The organism is Gottfriedia sp. NPDC056225, assembly GCF_042267765.1.
GTDB lineage: Bacteria > Bacillota > Bacilli > Bacillales > Bacillaceae_G > Gottfriedia.
Map to the genome: position 1 here is coordinate 12,802 of NZ_JBHJTJ010000002.1, position 16,452 is coordinate 29,253.

The following is a 16,452-nucleotide window of genomic DNA, read 5'->3' on the forward strand; positions in this document are numbered from 1 at the left end:
AAATTCCTCCGCTTCTTCATCTCTACTCTCGAAATTTGTTTGTACTATTAAATATCTTTTTTAAAGATCTCATCGTAATAAGCAATTCTTCCTCAGTTAATTCTTCAGTAAATAAAGTCACCATTTCCTGAATTTTTTCATGAATCTCAGGCAAAATATCTTTAGCTTTTTCAGTTAAATACAACCGATAAGCCCTACTATTACTTTCATGTTGTTCCTTATATACATATCCTAGGTCGATTAGTTTTTTAATCGTCCTTGCTGACATTGCCTTATCGTGACCTATTTCTTCACTCAGTTTATTTTGGCTAATTCCCTCATTCTTTTCTAAAGAAATTAAATATAAAAATGAACCACTACTAAGTTCGTATTTTTTAATAACTTTATCTAAATAAATTTGGGTATTTCTAAAAATCTTACTGTTTAGCATAATGAAATGCATTGTTTCTGTTTCGATTGTAATCACCACCAATTTTACTGTTGACTAATCAACACCTATTGTATAGATTTGTTGTTGATTAGTCAACACTTTTAGTAAAAGGAAGTAGTATCTAGTTATGAATAGCTTCTTCAAAACGAATAATCCCTTATATTCCCAATTTTTTTATAGCTATTTTATCTAAAAAATTAGACAAAATAGATGTATTCAATTATTAGACATCGGAGTTGACTTATAGCTGTGAAAAAAGCTTTTTTTATTGTCATTTTGTCACTTACATTATTTTTCTCATCAGAACTTACATACGCTACGATCGCTACGACAGACGAAACAGTCCATTGCCCAATTAGCTTCCATATAGAAATTCAAGATTGGGAAGCTGTCAACAAAATAATCCCAAAATACTCATTGTTCACCGTAATCGATGTGGAAAGTGGAAAGAGCTTTAATGTACAACGAAGAGCTGGTAGTAGACATGCAGATGTCCAGCCATTAACAAGGGAAGATACTAGGATAATGAAGGAAATATACGGTGGGGAATGGAGTTGGCGCAGGAGGGCTGTATTAATTTTAGCTCATGACAACCTAATCCCTGCATCCATGCACGGAATGCCACATGGAGCAGGTTCTCTTCCTAACGGTTTCCCTGGTCACTTTTGCATTCATTTTATGGGAAGCACAACACATAAGACAGGAAAATCAGACTTATCTCATCATCTGATGGTTCTTAAAGCTGCTGGGAAGTTTGATGAATATATGAATAACCTCTCACCTTCCCAAATGCTAAATGTAATATTATTTACGATAAAAAACGGTGATAAAGGTTTGATAAAAAAAATTGCCATAAGTGATCAAAAAAATTTCAAAGAAGAACTTAAGAAAATTGAAAAAATAGATGCGATACAGTGGACTTCACCACAAACAAGGGAAGTAGAAACATACTCTCTTGCATCTGAAATACCAGTTGAACTTAATCTCTTTATTAAAAATAAAGGTCGGGTTAGAACCAATATTACTTTTACATTGGTGAGAACGTCACCTCTTTCTCCATGGAAAGTGAATATTGATCCTTTGCTTTCAAGAATTAATTAGTTGTTTAGTTACCGGTTCTTGGGAATTACTTGAAAATGGTTTTTTGTGCACATTTGAAAAGAGGCAATTTTTAGTTGCCTCTTTTTAAAATGCTGATGTTTGAACTAAAAAAGTTGTCTAATTAGACAACATTAGGAAGTCTTATTGAACTATGACATGCTTTAGTTCAATAAGTAATTTATTACATTTTAAGTCCCTTCAATAAGGTTAAACATTTCTGATAATCACTAACTTACGAATGCTCTAGTTAAACAGCGATAATTCATTGAGTCTTAAAGAAACTAAATATTGTATAACTGGTCCAACTACGCATATGCCAAATATAATGGCAGCAAATTTCATTTTTTTACTCAGTATTAATGAATCATTTAGTTTAAAAATAATAAAAGCTAGAAAGGCTCCAAAAAATGAACCAACAATGCCACGCTTTAAAATTAATATTAAGTAATCAAATTTGTTTAAATAAATAATCTCATTTCCTTGAAATGTTGTGTTAATTTCATAATGTTTAATAAATAAAATTGCAATTGCTATACCAAACAAACAACCATAAATGAGACCTTTTCTAATAGCTTTTTCCAAATTAATTCCCCCAAGATATCAATATGTATTTACCAACCTATTAATATTATATCAGAATTAAAAATGGAAACTGATTCATTCAGTTCCCATTTTATATAACTAGTGCATCAGTTAATTCAATAGCTTATCATAGTCTTCCTTTGGATTTGCTATTTTGTTTTCAATAAAATATTCCGCATTATCTTTAATAATTTCTATGTAATTATGTTTTTTAAATGGTCTTGTATGTTTATGAATACGTCTAAGACTCCCTTTAACCACAGTACTTTCGTTAGGAACATCTACAATAACAGTCAAGTATATCTTTTCATTATATTTTACTTCTCCTGTAACTTGACCTTTTTCCAAGTTAACACTATATTCAGGTGCAATTCTCAAAGGGGCAAATGTTGTCCAGCCTGCATTTTTTGACTGTATCCTAAACAACCTATATAAAATATCCCAATAAAATTCTTTAAGTTTATTCATAAGTCCTCCTTATACAGTTGTGGTATTTATAATTAAAATCATGTTCTTCTTAATAAGCGAACTTTCTAGCATAATCCCATTATACACTCTAAATTCTTAAGCAACTAAACAGGCATTTTGTTCAATAAAAAAAAGACCGACAAAATCGCCGATCGCGTTTTATGTTGTATAACTAAAGCATCAGTTAGTTCAATAAGAACCATCATCTTCTTCAATTTTTCTTCTTCTCCAACTTATAATAATCAAAATAACTATTCCAATTAGTATCATGAGAATGGGTATTGTTTCAGCAATAAAGAATGCTTCCCAAAATTTCCACCAAGGAACATCGGGTCCACCAGTAGCCATTCCTCCTAACAAGTTTGCTATAGGTATTGCTAGAACGAATAGTATTAATCCTAATAAAAGTAATATTTTTCCAAATCGCATTTTTCTCTCTTTTCCTTTATTTCATGAATAAATGTAATTATTATAGTTCCAAAGTGTACAACTAATGCATGCTTTTGTTGCATAAGGAATTTTAATTATTTAAAAATAAATTCAGATATAAAATTAGGAAATTCTTCATGTTCCTCATTGTATTCAAAAAGGCATTCTTTCAATAATTTTGATTCTTCCAGTAAATTCATTTCTAATTCTGACCATCCAAGAAATATTATTTTTTTAGGTAATGGTGCAACAAACCCTGTAATTGCATCCCAAAACGCATCCCAATTCTCACCATAAAAATCTGGAAATCTTAATTTTTCTTTTAATAGTAGATGTAAATCCTTGTTAGTTTTAACATAACTTACATCAATAGTTAATATTTCATTTGGCAATTTAAACACCTCTATAAGCATTACTACATTGATACTAACATTTATTTCCTTATTGAACTATACTGCCATTTTGTTCAATAAAAAAATCGACTAAACAGCCGATCTTGTTGTTCAACTAATGCATCATTTAGTTGAATAAGAATATAAATTATTTTTAAAAAAAGTTACTTGATTGGCGTAAAAAGTACCCATAGTAATATCGTAAACCCTAACATAAATAGTCCAAATATGAATGAAAAAATTTTAAAAATAATAATATGAAATCTTTCTGGAAATAATTTTTTTGCGATAAATTCTAGAAAACCTAATAATAATTCATAAAACTCTAATGTAGTTGTGCCACCAGTAAAATCGTCATCATCTTCGTATTTTTTAAAAGTAACGTAAAATGCATTTCCACTCAATAATAGTAAAATCAATGTGCATATTAGTAGAACATAAATATTCATTTTAAAATGTCTCTCCTAGTAATCTAATAATACAATTTTATAGCACTTGACTAACTGTAACAATAATTGAAAAAAGAGTATTTTTTACTGCAAACCTTATTCCACTAAACTGCCATTTAGTGACATAAAAAAAATCGACTAAACAGCCGATCTTGTTATTCAACTTAAGCATGCGTTAGTTGCTTAAGTATTATGTATTAATTACTATACGGATCATATTTTTCAAAATATCTTACCCAAATTAATGAACAAACTACAATTCCAATTATTACTCCTATAAATTCACTAATTCCCCATAATTTAGATATCATACTAAATACTAAAATAGATAAACCATTAATTATAATTTTTAAAAGTATATATATTTTACCGTTCATTATTATTCCTCTAGTTTTTATATTATTTATGAGAACAGTTTGCAGGATAATCACCTGGTAATCTTCAACTAATGCATCAGTTAGTTCAATCACCCATACGCTATTTTCATTAATTAAAAAAAGTTCCATGTAACCCAGTAATATATAATAACTGTTAAAGGAATTAAAATTAAATGAGTTATAAATATTGACCAAGTTTGTTTATTATTTTTCTTCAATTCCATGAAATTCTTAAAATATAAATTCAATATTATAGCGCCTACAATTGTTACTAAAGCGCAAACAATATAAGAAACCACATTTGCTTTACTTTCGCTAAGACTTGCTGTTGCTAAACCTATAATAACCACTAAAGGAAAGCTACAGGGATAAACAAGTAAATAAGAAAAGAAATAAGGTAGATATTTCTTAGTAGTCGTTCTTTTTTCCATTAAACATATGCTCCGTTCTACTTCCTCTTGATGTTTAAAAATATTACTAATAGTATATCATTCCTTATTGAACTAAACTGCCATTTAGTTTCACAAAAAAAATCGACTAAACAGCCGATCTTGTTGTTCAACTAAAGCATGCGTTCGTTGCTTAAGAAGAATCAAAAATTATTGAAAATTTTTATTGCTATTTCTGCCATTTCTTTTATTTTAGATGCATCTAAGTCTTCGATTTCAAAATCTTTAGCTATACTTTCAAAATAGGCCCAATCGTTGTTGGCACAAATTAGTTTTATTTCTTTTATTAGTTCAGTAAATGTATCTAAACCCTCAATATCTATATACATATTTGCTAATCGTTCAAAGCCAGTTTCATCTGGTATTTGATCAATACCAGAAAAACAAACGATATAATGTTCAAAGTAATTTTCAGGATACTTGTTTTCCATTCTAATTCACCTCGGGTATTATTCATCATTATTTTTCTTTATATTTAAGCACTATTAGGAAGTTTCAATTACCATCACCTTTATTGATAATATTCAATTTCCTTCTTCAACTATCCTGCCATTTTGTGCAATAAAAAAGAGTCACCGAAGCAACTCTTGATCTTCAACTAATGCATGAGTTAGTTGAATTAGAATCTATTACTAACTTCTATGTTAAAGGATTAAAAATTACAGGAATACCCAATTCATTTTGAACTTTTTTTGCTAATAATGCTCCTGTTTCATTATGTTTAATTTGCTTATCCTTTGGAAGTGAAGGTGCCTTAAATAAATCTACCGAATTTTGATATTCAAGTACCCATGATGTTAATTCTCTGTCTAACTCTTCAGATAATGGAAGGTCATCGACATCAAAATTCCAATTACACTTAGCACACCAAATAGGATCAGCAAAATCTGCTTCTACTCTATATATTTCATGACTACATTTATTTTTGAAAATAATGATAATCCCCTTTTTTCATTTATTATATTGTTCGACTACTTTTGAAATAGTTAAATTAATCATACTCTTAAACTAAAGCATGCGTTAGTTCAATAAGGATTTTGCTTTAAACTCCATTGTTTAGCCTTTCTTATTAACTCATTACGAAATTTTCTTTACCTAATTGATATTCTTTAGTGTTATTAGGGTACTCTTTTGCTAATTTGCATTTTAAATCTCCATAACTTTTGGCATCCATGGGATGTTCAATCAAATACTCTTTAAACTCTAAATGAGACTTAATATTCTCATTTCCAACTTGGAAAATATGTATATGATGAGTTCTATTTTCCATTCCCTTTGGAAAATATCTTCTGCCAGGTATTCCGTTTTCACCTCTTGGTTCGTAATCCAACAACATCATCTTTCTGTTGTATGAATCAATTAGTTCAATATTTCTTACAACAATCAAAATATCTATTATTGGTTTTGCGAAGCCTATTGATTGTATGGATGTACTTCCTATATGGTAAATATCAACCAGTTCATCTTTAAAAATAGCTTTGAGTATAACAGCTTCTTTACGGTAGGATTCTTCCCATTCTTTTGTCCAAGGAACAATACAGGTTTTTCTCACAAGTTAACCTCCTAAAAAAACTGACATTCAACTCTTGATCTGCAACTAAAGCATGCTTTAGTTGCATAAGGGTTTATAACTTTTTAAGCCCAATCGAGTTTTACGGCTTCTCCATGAAGTAGCTCCCAGGAACGTGATGTTTCGTTAAAGCGATAGACCGAAAGAAGTTCGTCTTCAGTAAAGCCGTCAATGACGCCTTGCTTCGTTGACCCAAAGCTATACTCATGTTCTATTAACCACTCAAAATCAAATACTCGTTCCCATCCATATTGTTCAGGGAGAATGTCTTCGTGTGATTCTTCTTCCGCAGTAGTTAGTCTACCTTCGTTCAGTGGTACATACCAAGCGTCAAAACAACTCCAAAGCACGTCAATTTCGCTATGCTCGAAGACAAACAAATAATTTTCTTTATACCCTTCTTCAATGTCCCAGTCCATTGCACCGTCGCGGTACCCTTCAGGAATTTCTTCCCATACCCATATCAGTGCTGTTGCACTCGTATCACGGATGCGTTTCTTGTAAGATTCGAGCATCCAGATATACTGCATTCTCATCGACTCATAGGGGATGAAAGACGGATCAGCTACGTAAGAGCCACGTTGACGACAGGCACCCCACCAAGCGAGCTTTTGAAATGTATACATTTTCATACTAGGGATCCTCCTTTTGTTCGTCATTTCCTTTAGAATACAAATATAAAGCTGATTAGAGTTTCTAATCAGCTTTATACTGCTTTAATAATGACTATCGAACTGTGCTTTATGCAACTAACGCATGCGTTAGTTGCATAAGCACTTATAATTCAAACAGTTGCCCTTTCGAACCCTGTTTCAATTCCTTTTGATAAAACTCCAGTATTTAATTTTTTACCTAAAGGAATTTCTTCTATAAGAGAGTATCCTCCACATTTTTCTCTTTCCATCACACCTATAAAATAACCTGATTTTTTTCTCCAAATAAAAGAGATACACTTCTTATTTTCTGTTGATGTTTTATAACTTTTTATTTTTAATAATTTTTGTAATGGGGTTTTCGAATTTTGAGTAGGTTCAGCTGTATGACATAAATTTAGGACTTTAATGGCATATTCTTCTAGCTCTTGTTCAGAATATGGTGATTTTAGTTCTAAAATAACATCCATTTGCACTATGCCATAATCAGTGTCACTATAAGGCACAAAATAACACATATTATTTAATGAATCTTTAAATATGTCTACTATTTTATATTCATATTCCATTAGTTCACCTCAAATAAATTATACAATTATTCTTAAAAAATGTTTATTTCTTATGTAACTAAACTGCCATTTACTTCAATAAAAAAAGCCGCATATAAGCAGCTCGTGTTATGTAACTAATGCATGCGTTAGTTCAATAAGGTTATAAACACTTATCTTTAAAAGAACTATTTAGAAATTCCATGGAATTGAATCAATAAATGCCTTTATAAAATTTTTTATCCAAACAAGAATTGATTTTATTTTTTTCATAATTATAAACATTCCTTTTGCAATAATGTACAAATCATAAAGACGAAAAATATAAAAGCTACTTCGTTATAGAATTAACGCATCATTTAGTTGCATAAGATTTTACCAATACGTAAGTCTTATCTTTCAGACTTCTTTTTAAAAACAAAGAAAATCAATAAATAAATGACCAAATATATTAATGCTAGACCAGCTATATTTTCGCTTAGTAAATTGTTAATGTCATTGGCACGAAGTATGGAACGAATAATAACGGAAAGAATTGCAGCAATAATTGCAGAAATCAAGACTCTTTTGCCCATTATATTTTACTCCTTTATTGGATTAATGATACTTTTATAAAATTGGGGCTTTGTAACTTGGGGGAATTTCGTCTTTTTTAACGAAATTAAATCATCCTAATGCAACTAAACTGCCATTTTGTTGACTAAGAAAAAGCGATCTTCTATTGAAGTATCGCATGCTGTAGTTCCTAAATACACTAAATATTTCTTGTAAATATTACTTCGATTGATTCTTTTTTTTATAAAAAAACATTATAACATCAACAATTAAAAGAACCATAAAATATATTGAAGATGCCTTTTGGTTAGTTATATATGTGAGAATACACATGACAAAAGCTAAGATCCCGAGCCATAAGTATATATTTGTATATATTTTTTTCTCCATTTTTTTCTCCAAGTTAATCCATAGGAAGTATTTTAATAATGATTATTAAGTATATCATATTATCGGTAAATCTTATTGAACTAAACTGCCATATAGTTGAATAAAAATAATTATTCTTTAAACTTCAATTTAGTCTAACCAGTAACAACCGCGCGTAATTGCATTCATTTCCTCATACCCAGCTTTTTTATATATTTTTATTGCAGTTGAATTGTGAGCATATAAATAACTTATTGATTTTAATGACTTATCATTAAAATCAGTTATAAAATTAATTAATTGGCTGCCAAAACCATTTCCTCTTTTATCTTTTTTAGTAAATACATTATTTACCCTAGAAATATCATTCTGTTGGTACAATGAAGCTATACAAACTAATTTATTATCATCATATCCACCAAACAAATAAAAATTTTCTTTATCTATTGACTTTATCAAAGATTTGTAACCCCACTCACCTTCTTCATTATCAGAGTTGAGTAATTCATATATTGTTTCATCTACTTGTTTTAACCTTTTAATATCAATTGTTCTAGGAATATCTATTATTATTTTATTTTTTTGGACGAAGAAACAAATCTCCTCAATTGATTTATTAAATCCTTTACTTTCTAAATATTGACCAACTGTACTATTATTTCTTGTGAATGTATACACTCGTGGAGTTATAGCTATTGATTTATAAAAATTCACAATATCAATAATAGCTAAATCGTAGTCATTGTCCTCATTTATTAATGCATGATTACTATCATGTGATAGAGGGTTATTTTTATCATAAAAGATTTTACCATAAGGTTTTTCAATTACATTAGATTGTATTTCTGCAAAATTATTTTCGAAATTCATTATTTTGTCTACTAACATTTTTACTTCCTCCTAATAGTTAAATCATTTACCTTCCACCCCACCATTCATTGAATAGTTGAGATATTACATAATATTCTTACTCTTTCACTAAATGGATTCCCTATCTTAATCTCCTAAATTATGTGAAGGTCAATAAAAATTCATTCTAACATATGAGCAAATTATGTGTTATTCCTTGTTCAACTAATCCGCCATTTAGTCAAATAAAAAAAGACTGCAGAAGCAGTCGAACGTTGTACAACTAATGCATGCGTTAATTACATAAGCTAATCATTGATGAAATGATAGATACAACTTAGAAACTAATTACTTATTTAACATTTTTATATATTTAATCATTAAGACATTGAAATATATTTCTGTTCCAACAGAAGTAACTAAATCGAACCAGTTGGTCTCATTCAAAGAAATCGAAGGATCAATATAAGGTAGAATTAAATAACCGACAATCATAATAACCGTAACTAGGACAAAAAATCGGATTGTGAGTGGAAGATACAAACTAAAATAACGAAAGACAAATTCCTTCCCATCTCCTCGTTGATTTATTTTATATGCTAAATAAATTCCAACTAGATTGATAACCAGAAAACTAATCATATCAATAATATCTAAGATGTTAAAAGTTTCAGTTAAAAATAATAACGGATAAGCTAGTAAAACTATTGCGAATAAAGAAATACCTATTATTTTATGGTATCTTTGTGACTTACTGGACAGACTCTCTTCTTTTAAAGCTTGAACGAGCCCTTTTACATTCCAAATGAACATATGTAATCCCCTTTATAATGTCTAAAAAATCATATCCATTATAACACGGACATAAAAGTGAAGAGTGAAGTAGAACCTATTGAACTAACGCATCAGTTAGTTGAACAACATGAGTTACTAATGGTAGTTCTTTTTTATTGAGATAAAATATTCAATTTTTCGTTCTTAAGTTATCCAATAAGCCATTATCATTAATGAGTTTGATTACCGAGATTTTTCCTTTATCTTTTGAATAGAAGTAGACTTTGCCTTCTACATTTACAGATTTTTCTTCATCTTCATTTTTCTGATAGCCGACCTCTGCTATGAAGGTATAACGAGTTGAATCTTTATCACTTTGCTTAATTGAAATCTTCTTAAGACTTAACTTATAGCCATCATCGTAAGCAAAATTCGAATATTGACTAAGAATTGTTGAAACGAAGGGATCGAGATAAGAATCTGCAATGTATGGTCCGTATACCTCTGCTACATATTTATCGAACGTTGGGTTTTCTTCTTTATTATTTACAACAGTCTTATATTTAGGATTCCACATTAAATCTATAAGCTTCTTATCTGGACCAGTAAATAGGTTCTCAAAAACTTTTTTTATTGCTTTCTTAGATGTAACAGAAGATGACGCTTCAGTTGATTGCTCATTTGGTTGTTTTGTTGTTTTGCTAGAATCGGAACAGGCTGTAAGCATCATTGTAGCCATAAGTATAATAGATAATTTTCTAATCATAATTTATTCTCCTTTTTACTTCGATTGTAATTCCAATATTTTACAAATATTTTAACTAATATTATTAATTCTATATTAAAGATAATAGTCCTGTTTTTATTAAACTAAACTGCCATTTACTTGAATAAAAAAGCCACATATACGCAGCTCGTGTTATGTAACTAATGCATCAGTTAGTTGCAAAAGGAATTAAGTCCTATTCAATCATTTAATTCCTAATCCACTCTCTATCCTTTTTCTATCTATATCTTCAACCCAATCAAAATACTTCTTATAGAGCAACCGTAATCTATCTACATCTCGTGCAATAACTTCACAACCTCTATCGTCATAGATAAAGAAAATAATATCTTTAGTGACATTAACGAAAAAAATATCTGGATAACCTATTGAATATCCGCCAAACCTTGGGTGTAATGATGGGAAATCTTCATTACAAGCAGCCTTAAGTAATTGATGAACGCGGAGATCCTTTCGTTTACAATTTAATGAAAATTGTTGCATCTCATACTCTTCTGCATCGTCCATTTCAAACGGATATGGATATGATTTAAAATGAATTTTGTTTAAATCATTTTTATTCTTTAGAAAACGCTTATAGACTTTCAATTTTTTGATTCGTTTTTCTTTAGTTTTGTGTTTATACAGATTAGTTACAAGGAACACTTCATCATCTTGATCAAATAGTTCATTAAATATTGTTAAGGTTTGTTCATATACCAGTTTAAACATATCAAGATTTAACTTATCTTTTTCTTTAAATTGATAGAGATCACCTCCAAGTGAGAAGTGAATACCAGAGTCCCATTGATAATAAATACTAGGAATTAATTCCACTGTTGGAAACTTTTCTTTGAGATAATGTTGTAAGTTCATTTATTTTTCTCACTTTCAAAAAACAATGTTATTTAGGTAATTTAATGCTAACAACTATACCATTTCTTTTACAACTAAACTGCAATTTAGCTGAATAAGAAAAACGATCCTTCGTTATTGAAGAATCGCATGCGTTAGTTGTATAAGATTACTTTTTTGGTCCGCCAACATACTCTGTTTTACCACTCCAAAAGTCTTCAAGATGAATCCACCATTTTAATGATTCAGGAAGTAGGAATTTTTTTATTCCATCATGATTCCCTGCGTGCTGCTGTATATCTTCAAGTAATCCAACGGTAGCAGCTTCTTTAACAACTTCATCTCCATTGATATGCAATCGCTCAACCAATTCAAATAAAGATGGGAATTCATCATATTGTCCTTTTTTATGTAATTCAGCTACATGTCGTGCAAAATCAGATATATCTAAATACAATAATTGCTCTTCGTTTTGTTCATAATTATCTTTTAGATATGCCTCCCATCTTTTTTTATAAGAAGGACACGCTCCTACTAATAACTTCATTACATCCTGTTTTTTAATTTCATTACTCATTTGGAACACCTGCTTTAAATTATTCTTAATAATCTATAATTCATTCATATTTGTAAATTTATTCTTATTGTATCATTAAGCCAAAATGGATTAATCAATCAAAAGACTCATGAAAATTACAATTCATTATTCCACTTATCTGCCATTTATCTACATAAGAAAAACGATCCTTCGTTATTGAAGAATCTCATCAGTAAGTTCAATAAGAACAAAGTTTAAAATTTAGCTAATACCTTTTTAATATTATTCCATTCATAAGTCAGAAGATTTAAATCCTTACCCGCAATTGTTATCTTTTCAGATTTCAATAATTCAGCACCATAATACTCATAAAAAAAACGAGTTTTATTATCTTCTAATACCTCAACAAACACTCTATTAAAACCTAACTTTTCAAATTGATTAAAAAGTTGTTCCATTAGTTGCTTGCCAATCCCTGTTCCTTGATATTCTTCAAGTAGATAAATTGATGTTAAGTCCCCTGAATCATCGACTTGATTCTCTTCTCTTTTTCCACAGTCTGCAAATCCTATAATTTCTCCATTACCATTTTCTGCAACAAACACATAATGTCTCTCTTTAGTAATATTTTTGATCCACGAATCAATTCTTTGGTCGTAAGATAACTTCTGTAAAAAAGCATCTGGCATAATGTTTTTATAAGTAGTTTTCCAACTTGCGACGTGGACTTTCGCAATTCCAGTTGCATCTGTTAAAGTTGCGTTTCTTATGTTCATTTAAACCACCTCTTATCAAAAGTTTAATATATACATTAAACTTAACATTCAAATAGTCCTTTAATTTATGTTACTAATCTGCTATTTACTTCAATATAAAAAAAAGAGCTGTAAGCAACTCGTGATCTTCAACTAAAACATTTTTTTATTGATTCTGTTATTCGTCTCTCTCTGAGGTTGAATTCCAAATGAATTACATCTAATCCATAACTTTTAATTTTAAAATGTATGTTGTTGTAATTTCAAACATTCTAAACTCCTTTCATCAAAATGGAAATTAAGTCTAAGATTCTATTTTTATTAACTATGCCATTCCACTTTAATATAATCTTCGTTTAAACCATTTTTTTAGTCTTTTAACCAACTATTAAATCATAATCTCAATTGACATCCTGCTGAACCGTTACTTATACTTGACACTAATTACAGAGTTTCTCGAATATAAAGGAGGTAAACATGCAAATTAATACACCGAAAAAAGATACTATAGCTACTGGATATCGTCATACTGTTGGACTTAATTCAGATGGCACTGTCATGGCGGTTGGGGAAAATAAATATGGTCAATGTGATGTAAACAACTGGGACGATATTATTGCAGTTGCAGCAGGTAATGGTCATATAGGTAACGCTCATACGATTGGACTTAAATCGGACGGAACTGTGGTGGCAGTAGGTTGGAATAAGCATGACCAATGCGATGTAAGTAACTGGAGCGATATTGTTGCGATTGCAGCGGGTTGGCGTCGATCTGTCGGGCTTAAATCGGATGGTACGGTGATGGCTGTAGGTCGAAATAATGATGGCCAATGTAATGTAAGTGACTGGCGGGATATTGTGGCAATTTCAGCGGGGGACTGGCATACTGTGGGGCTTAAGTCGGATGGCACAGTAACGAACGTAGGAAATAATCGGTATGGCCAATGTAATGTTAAAGGCTGGCAAAACATTGTGGAGGCTGATGCAGGTTATCTTCATACAGTCGGGCTTAAATCAGATGGCACAGTTGTTGCTATTGGTTTGAATAAACATGGCCAATGCGATGTCAGTGACTGGAGTGAAATTGTGGCGATTTCTGCTGGTAGTAATCATACTATCGGACTAAAATCTGATGGTACAGTGGTAGCTGTAGGTCTCGATAAGCATGGGCAATGTAATGTAAGTGACTGGCACGATATTGTCGCGATTGCAGCGGGTTGCGCACATTCAATTGGACTTAAATCGGACGGAACCGTGGTGGCTGTGGGCGATCATGCAATGGGCCAATGCGATGTAACTAACTGGAGTGAAATCCAACTGCCTAAAGTACAAGTTTAAGAACAATTCTTCCTTACAATAACGAGGCTCAAATAAGTCTTCAAAAAATACATATTCATCTTAAAAAAAGCCTTTGTATCACTGGTTCATCAATTTGTAACATTTTATTAGTGAAATAGTTCGGAAATGCTCCGTTACAGAGGTTTTTGAATTAACTTGTTTTTTTAAAGTCACATTTTCGACGGAGACTTTTTTATTTTCAAAAAAATTCTCATTAATTTTTCCAAAATCTCGCTAAGAGTATTCCATGAATTTGAGCTGATTTATATTACAAAAAAGGATCGAAATAGTAGAATTCACTTCTACTTTTCAATCCTTTTTTTACTTTGTTATTATATAAACTAAATATATGTTTTTAACTTTAATTTCTTCATTAAAATATTATCATGATTTGCTTAACCCTATTAATAAATTAAATGTGAAATATTTGAACATTTTCTAAAACCGAATAAAGATCCCCGTTTTATCATCCGAATGTGTCTTATTTTTCAACTCTTCCTTTTCCAATTGCACCGAATATTCCTCCAACCCAATTGCATTGATTATTTTATATGCATGTATCAAATCAACCTTAGGATGAAATAATCCATCGCTGATTAATAAAATCGACTTCAAATCCCTAGAATCTATATATCCCGATTGAATATAACTTCTGACTGTTTCTTTTCCATTTGCAACAGAATAACCATTAACCGTATTAGCCATGCTTCGATTATAAATCAGTTGATTTTTAACCGAATTGAAATACGATTCTTCTGGTAAGATTATTCCTTTCTTTCGATCATTCTCACGTTTTACTTTCGCCCTGCTACTGATTCCCTTTACAGTATCTTTCGTTAAAGTTTTTATATGGCCATTATGGTACTCTGCTATAATCATACAATCACCAAGTTGAGCAAATGATATTTTTTGTTTATCGATTTTTACAACGGCACCGCATGTTGTCCACAACTCTTCTGGGCGGGTAATATCTATATTATTTAATATCATTTCTTCCATCAGTCTTCTGTTTGCTTGAATAATTCCTTCTGCAAGAGTCAGTTTAGATTGAAAATGATTTTCGAAATACTTTCTAAATAAATTTGAAGCTAAATATGCTCCATTCATACCTTCAGCATTTTTAAATGGACTTATTGGCGTTGCTCCATCAAAAACTCCAAATACATTTAACTTTTTGTTTACTACCATTGCATCTTCGGCTACTTTTTTGGAAAGTGAAACTCTCGCACTAGTTCGAATCTCCATATTTTAGTCACCACCTAAATTTAGAACATTACTAAGTAATACGTTTAAGATAGCGTTTCATTCTAAAAAAATAAAGAAAACTCGCCGATTGGCGAAGACAGAGGGGTAGTTGCACTTATACTTATACCTAAAATTGGCATCTACGTCGACTGATCCTCACCGTTGCCAATTTACACTTTCTTAATGTGCAAAAAAATAAGCAACCATTATCTATTGGCTGCTTACTTTTTAACTTTTCTATTTATTGAAATGTTGAATTCCATGGATTAAAACTTCAATTCCCCAGTGGAAACGTTCCATTGACTTCGTATCTCCTGAGAACATTTCTTCACCTAGACCAAAAAGGATTGGAAAAAGAACTGGATCCGCATTTTGGAATGCTTCTTTCATTTTAGCTATTTGCATATCACCGTGCTTTTTCTTAGTAGTTCGTTCATATGCTACTGAAGAAACGTATAATAAAAGTAGGTCTACTCCCCATGCTGCAGATCTAGATTTGACACCACCATCCTGTAATGTTGAAAGAATATATTCTGTCAATCTAAGAAAGTTTGTGCCAACCGGAATTGAGGAAAAAGAAAGTTCAGCAAGTCCGGGTTCTTCGTATAGTAACGAGAAGTAAGCATTCAGCGCTCCAAATAAATTTTCCTTCCATGATTCTTCATTTGGCTCTGGCAATACAAGTTGCCCAAGGCCATAGTCTAATACTAATGAACTTAATTCTTGTAGATTTTTAACATATACATACAATGAAGATGGACCAGTATCCAGTGCTTTTGCAATCTTGCGCATACTCATCCCCGCAACGCCTTCTTCTTTAAGAAGTTCATAAGCAGTTCTTACAATGAGTTCATTGCTTAAAGGCTCTTTAGCTGGTCGATCTCGGCGACTGATTATTTTTCGATTCGAATTTTCCATAATTACTTTATAACATGGCGGTATTAATTAGTAAATATACCA

General features: G+C 30.8%; 22 protein-coding genes. 2 read left to right on the forward strand and 20 right to left on the reverse strand.

Annotated elements, in window-relative coordinates; all coding sequences use genetic code 11:
* Positions 1 to 22: 22 nt before the first annotated feature.
* Positions 23 to 469 (reverse strand): MarR family winged helix-turn-helix transcriptional regulator, encoded by a 447-nt coding sequence (locus ACFCYN_RS02300; protein ID WP_375947254.1) that lies wholly within the window; start codon positions 467 to 469, stop codon positions 23 to 25.
* Positions 470 to 679: 210 nt separating this feature from the next.
* Between ACFCYN_RS02300 and ACFCYN_RS02305 the strand changes: the two genes are divergently transcribed.
* Positions 680 to 1,531 carry a hypothetical protein gene (locus ACFCYN_RS02305; protein ID WP_375947256.1) on the forward strand — a complete coding sequence of 284 codons (852 nt, stop codon included), beginning with the start codon at positions 680 to 682 and terminating at the stop codon, positions 1,529 to 1,531.
* A 243-nt stretch (positions 1,532 to 1,774) separates the two neighbouring features.
* Here the strand turns inward: ACFCYN_RS02305 and ACFCYN_RS02310 are convergent, their stop codons facing one another.
* The 17 genes from ACFCYN_RS02310 to ACFCYN_RS02390 form a co-directional block, all read right to left on the reverse strand.
* Positions 1,775 to 2,113: a hypothetical protein gene (locus tag ACFCYN_RS02310; RefSeq protein ID WP_375947258.1), complete on the reverse strand. Its 339-nt coding sequence runs from the start codon at positions 2,111 to 2,113 to the stop codon at positions 1,775 to 1,777.
* Between the two features lie 111 nt (positions 2,114 to 2,224).
* Complete coding sequence (locus tag ACFCYN_RS02315) at positions 2,225 to 2,581, reverse strand: hypothetical protein (RefSeq protein ID WP_375947260.1); 357 nt, start codon at positions 2,579 to 2,581, stop codon at positions 2,225 to 2,227.
* A 189-nt stretch (positions 2,582 to 2,770) separates the two neighbouring features.
* Positions 2,771 to 3,010: a hypothetical protein gene (locus tag ACFCYN_RS02320; protein ID WP_375947262.1), complete on the reverse strand. Its 240-nt coding sequence runs from the start codon at positions 3,008 to 3,010 to the stop codon at positions 2,771 to 2,773.
* A 95-nt stretch (positions 3,011 to 3,105) separates the two neighbouring features.
* On the reverse strand, positions 3,106 to 3,402 hold the full coding sequence (locus ACFCYN_RS02325) for a barstar family protein (protein WP_375947264.1): 297 nt from the start codon (positions 3,400 to 3,402) through the stop codon (positions 3,106 to 3,108).
* A gap of 164 nt (positions 3,403 to 3,566) precedes the next feature.
* Positions 3,567 to 3,851, reverse strand: a complete 285-nt coding sequence (locus ACFCYN_RS02330) for a hypothetical protein (RefSeq protein WP_375947266.1) — start codon at positions 3,849 to 3,851, stop codon at positions 3,567 to 3,569.
* A 490-nt stretch (positions 3,852 to 4,341) separates the two neighbouring features.
* Complete coding sequence (locus ACFCYN_RS02335) at positions 4,342 to 4,659, reverse strand: hypothetical protein (protein ID WP_375947268.1); 318 nt, start codon at positions 4,657 to 4,659, stop codon at positions 4,342 to 4,344.
* 161 nt (positions 4,660 to 4,820) lie between these two features.
* Positions 4,821 to 5,108, reverse strand: coding sequence for a hypothetical protein (locus tag ACFCYN_RS02340; RefSeq protein ID WP_375947270.1), 288 nt, complete (start codon positions 5,106 to 5,108; stop codon positions 4,821 to 4,823).
* Between the two features lie 638 nt (positions 5,109 to 5,746).
* Positions 5,747 to 6,229 (reverse strand): GrpB family protein, encoded by a 483-nt coding sequence (locus ACFCYN_RS02345; RefSeq protein WP_375947271.1) that lies wholly within the window; start codon positions 6,227 to 6,229, stop codon positions 5,747 to 5,749.
* 83 nt (positions 6,230 to 6,312) lie between these two features.
* Positions 6,313 to 6,879 (reverse strand): hypothetical protein, encoded by a 567-nt coding sequence (locus ACFCYN_RS02350; RefSeq protein WP_375947273.1) that lies wholly within the window; start codon positions 6,877 to 6,879, stop codon positions 6,313 to 6,315.
* 152 nt (positions 6,880 to 7,031) lie between these two features.
* Positions 7,032 to 7,469, reverse strand: coding sequence for a hypothetical protein (locus tag ACFCYN_RS02355; RefSeq protein WP_375947275.1), 438 nt, complete (start codon positions 7,467 to 7,469; stop codon positions 7,032 to 7,034).
* A gap of 371 nt (positions 7,470 to 7,840) precedes the next feature.
* Entirely contained in the window at positions 7,841 to 8,023 is a 183-nt protein-coding gene (locus ACFCYN_RS02360; RefSeq protein ID WP_375947277.1) for a hypothetical protein, read from the reverse strand.
* Between the two features lie 499 nt (positions 8,024 to 8,522).
* Positions 8,523 to 9,260, reverse strand: coding sequence for a GNAT family N-acetyltransferase (locus tag ACFCYN_RS02365; protein WP_375947279.1), 738 nt, complete (start codon positions 9,258 to 9,260; stop codon positions 8,523 to 8,525).
* Between the two features lie 309 nt (positions 9,261 to 9,569).
* Positions 9,570 to 10,034, reverse strand: a complete 465-nt coding sequence (locus tag ACFCYN_RS02370) for a hypothetical protein (RefSeq protein WP_375947281.1) — start codon at positions 10,032 to 10,034, stop codon at positions 9,570 to 9,572.
* A gap of 151 nt (positions 10,035 to 10,185) precedes the next feature.
* Positions 10,186 to 10,761, reverse strand: coding sequence for a hypothetical protein (locus tag ACFCYN_RS02375; RefSeq protein WP_375947283.1), 576 nt, complete (start codon positions 10,759 to 10,761; stop codon positions 10,186 to 10,188).
* A 204-nt stretch (positions 10,762 to 10,965) separates the two neighbouring features.
* Positions 10,966 to 11,637, reverse strand: a complete 672-nt coding sequence (locus ACFCYN_RS02380; protein ID WP_375947285.1) for a DUF3885 domain-containing protein — start codon at positions 11,635 to 11,637, stop codon at positions 10,966 to 10,968.
* 148 nt (positions 11,638 to 11,785) lie between these two features.
* On the reverse strand, positions 11,786 to 12,193 hold the full coding sequence (locus ACFCYN_RS02385) for a DUF7674 family protein (RefSeq protein ID WP_375947287.1): 408 nt from the start codon (positions 12,191 to 12,193) through the stop codon (positions 11,786 to 11,788).
* Between the two features lie 215 nt (positions 12,194 to 12,408).
* Complete coding sequence (locus ACFCYN_RS02390) at positions 12,409 to 12,930, reverse strand: GNAT family N-acetyltransferase (RefSeq protein ID WP_375947289.1); 522 nt, start codon at positions 12,928 to 12,930, stop codon at positions 12,409 to 12,411.
* A gap of 456 nt (positions 12,931 to 13,386) precedes the next feature.
* On the opposite strand from ACFCYN_RS02390, the gene ACFCYN_RS02395 reads away from it, so the two are divergent.
* Positions 13,387 to 14,247, forward strand: coding sequence for an RCC1 domain-containing protein (locus ACFCYN_RS02395; protein WP_375947291.1), 861 nt, complete (start codon positions 13,387 to 13,389; stop codon positions 14,245 to 14,247).
* A 438-nt stretch (positions 14,248 to 14,685) separates the two neighbouring features.
* Here ACFCYN_RS02395 and ACFCYN_RS02400 read toward each other — a convergent pair whose 3' ends face one another.
* The gene (locus ACFCYN_RS02400) at positions 14,686 to 15,492 is read right to left on the reverse strand and encodes a protein phosphatase 2C domain-containing protein (protein ID WP_375947293.1); all 807 of its coding nucleotides are present in this window, start codon (positions 15,490 to 15,492) and stop codon (positions 14,686 to 14,688) included.
* 237 nt (positions 15,493 to 15,729) lie between these two features.
* Complete coding sequence (locus ACFCYN_RS02405; protein WP_172447538.1) at positions 15,730 to 16,410, reverse strand: TetR/AcrR family transcriptional regulator; 681 nt, start codon at positions 16,408 to 16,410, stop codon at positions 15,730 to 15,732.
* Positions 16,411 to 16,452 lie beyond the last annotated feature (42 nt).

Excerpts from the sequence above, each read along its gene's own strand:
- ACFCYN_RS02315 (WP_375947260.1), bottom strand. The coding sequence starts at position 2,581 with ATGAATAAACTTAAAGAATTTTATTGGGATATTTTATATAGGTTGTTT.
- ACFCYN_RS02320 (WP_375947262.1), bottom strand. The coding sequence starts at position 3,010 with ATGCGATTTGGAAAAATATTACTTTTATTAGGATTAATACTATTCGTT.
- ACFCYN_RS02330 (WP_375947266.1), bottom strand. The coding sequence starts at position 3,851 with ATGAATATTTATGTTCTACTAATATGCACATTGATTTTACTATTATTG.
- ACFCYN_RS02335 (WP_375947268.1), bottom strand. The coding sequence starts at position 4,659 with ATGGAAAAAAGAACGACTACTAAGAAATATCTACCTTATTTCTTTTCT.
- ACFCYN_RS02340 (WP_375947270.1), bottom strand. The coding sequence starts at position 5,108 with ATGGAAAACAAGTATCCTGAAAATTACTTTGAACATTATATCGTTTGT.
- ACFCYN_RS02350 (WP_375947273.1), bottom strand. The coding sequence starts at position 6,879 with ATGAAAATGTATACATTTCAAAAGCTCGCTTGGTGGGGTGCCTGTCGT.
- ACFCYN_RS02355 (WP_375947275.1), bottom strand. The coding sequence starts at position 7,469 with ATGGAATATGAATATAAAATAGTAGACATATTTAAAGATTCATTAAAT.
- ACFCYN_RS02360 (WP_375947277.1), bottom strand. The coding sequence starts at position 8,023 with ATGGGCAAAAGAGTCTTGATTTCTGCAATTATTGCTGCAATTCTTTCC.
- ACFCYN_RS02365 (WP_375947279.1), bottom strand. The coding sequence starts at position 9,260 with ATGTTAGTAGACAAAATAATGAATTTCGAAAATAATTTTGCAGAAATA.
- ACFCYN_RS02370 (WP_375947281.1), bottom strand. The coding sequence starts at position 10,034 with ATGTTCATTTGGAATGTAAAAGGGCTCGTTCAAGCTTTAAAAGAAGAG.
- ACFCYN_RS02375 (WP_375947283.1), bottom strand. The coding sequence starts at position 10,761 with ATGATTAGAAAATTATCTATTATACTTATGGCTACAATGATGCTTACA.
- ACFCYN_RS02380 (WP_375947285.1), bottom strand. The coding sequence starts at position 11,637 with ATGAACTTACAACATTATCTCAAAGAAAAGTTTCCAACAGTGGAATTA.
- ACFCYN_RS02385 (WP_375947287.1), bottom strand. The coding sequence starts at position 12,193 with ATGAGTAATGAAATTAAAAAACAGGATGTAATGAAGTTATTAGTAGGA.
- ACFCYN_RS02390 (WP_375947289.1), bottom strand. The coding sequence starts at position 12,930 with ATGAACATAAGAAACGCAACTTTAACAGATGCAACTGGAATTGCGAAA.
- ACFCYN_RS02395 (WP_375947291.1), top strand. The coding sequence starts at position 13,387 with ATGCAAATTAATACACCGAAAAAAGATACTATAGCTACTGGATATCGT.
- ACFCYN_RS02400 (WP_375947293.1), bottom strand. The coding sequence starts at position 15,492 with ATGGAGATTCGAACTAGTGCGAGAGTTTCACTTTCCAAAAAAGTAGCC.
- ACFCYN_RS02405 (WP_172447538.1), bottom strand. The coding sequence starts at position 16,410 with ATGGAAAATTCGAATCGAAAAATAATCAGTCGCCGAGATCGACCAGCT.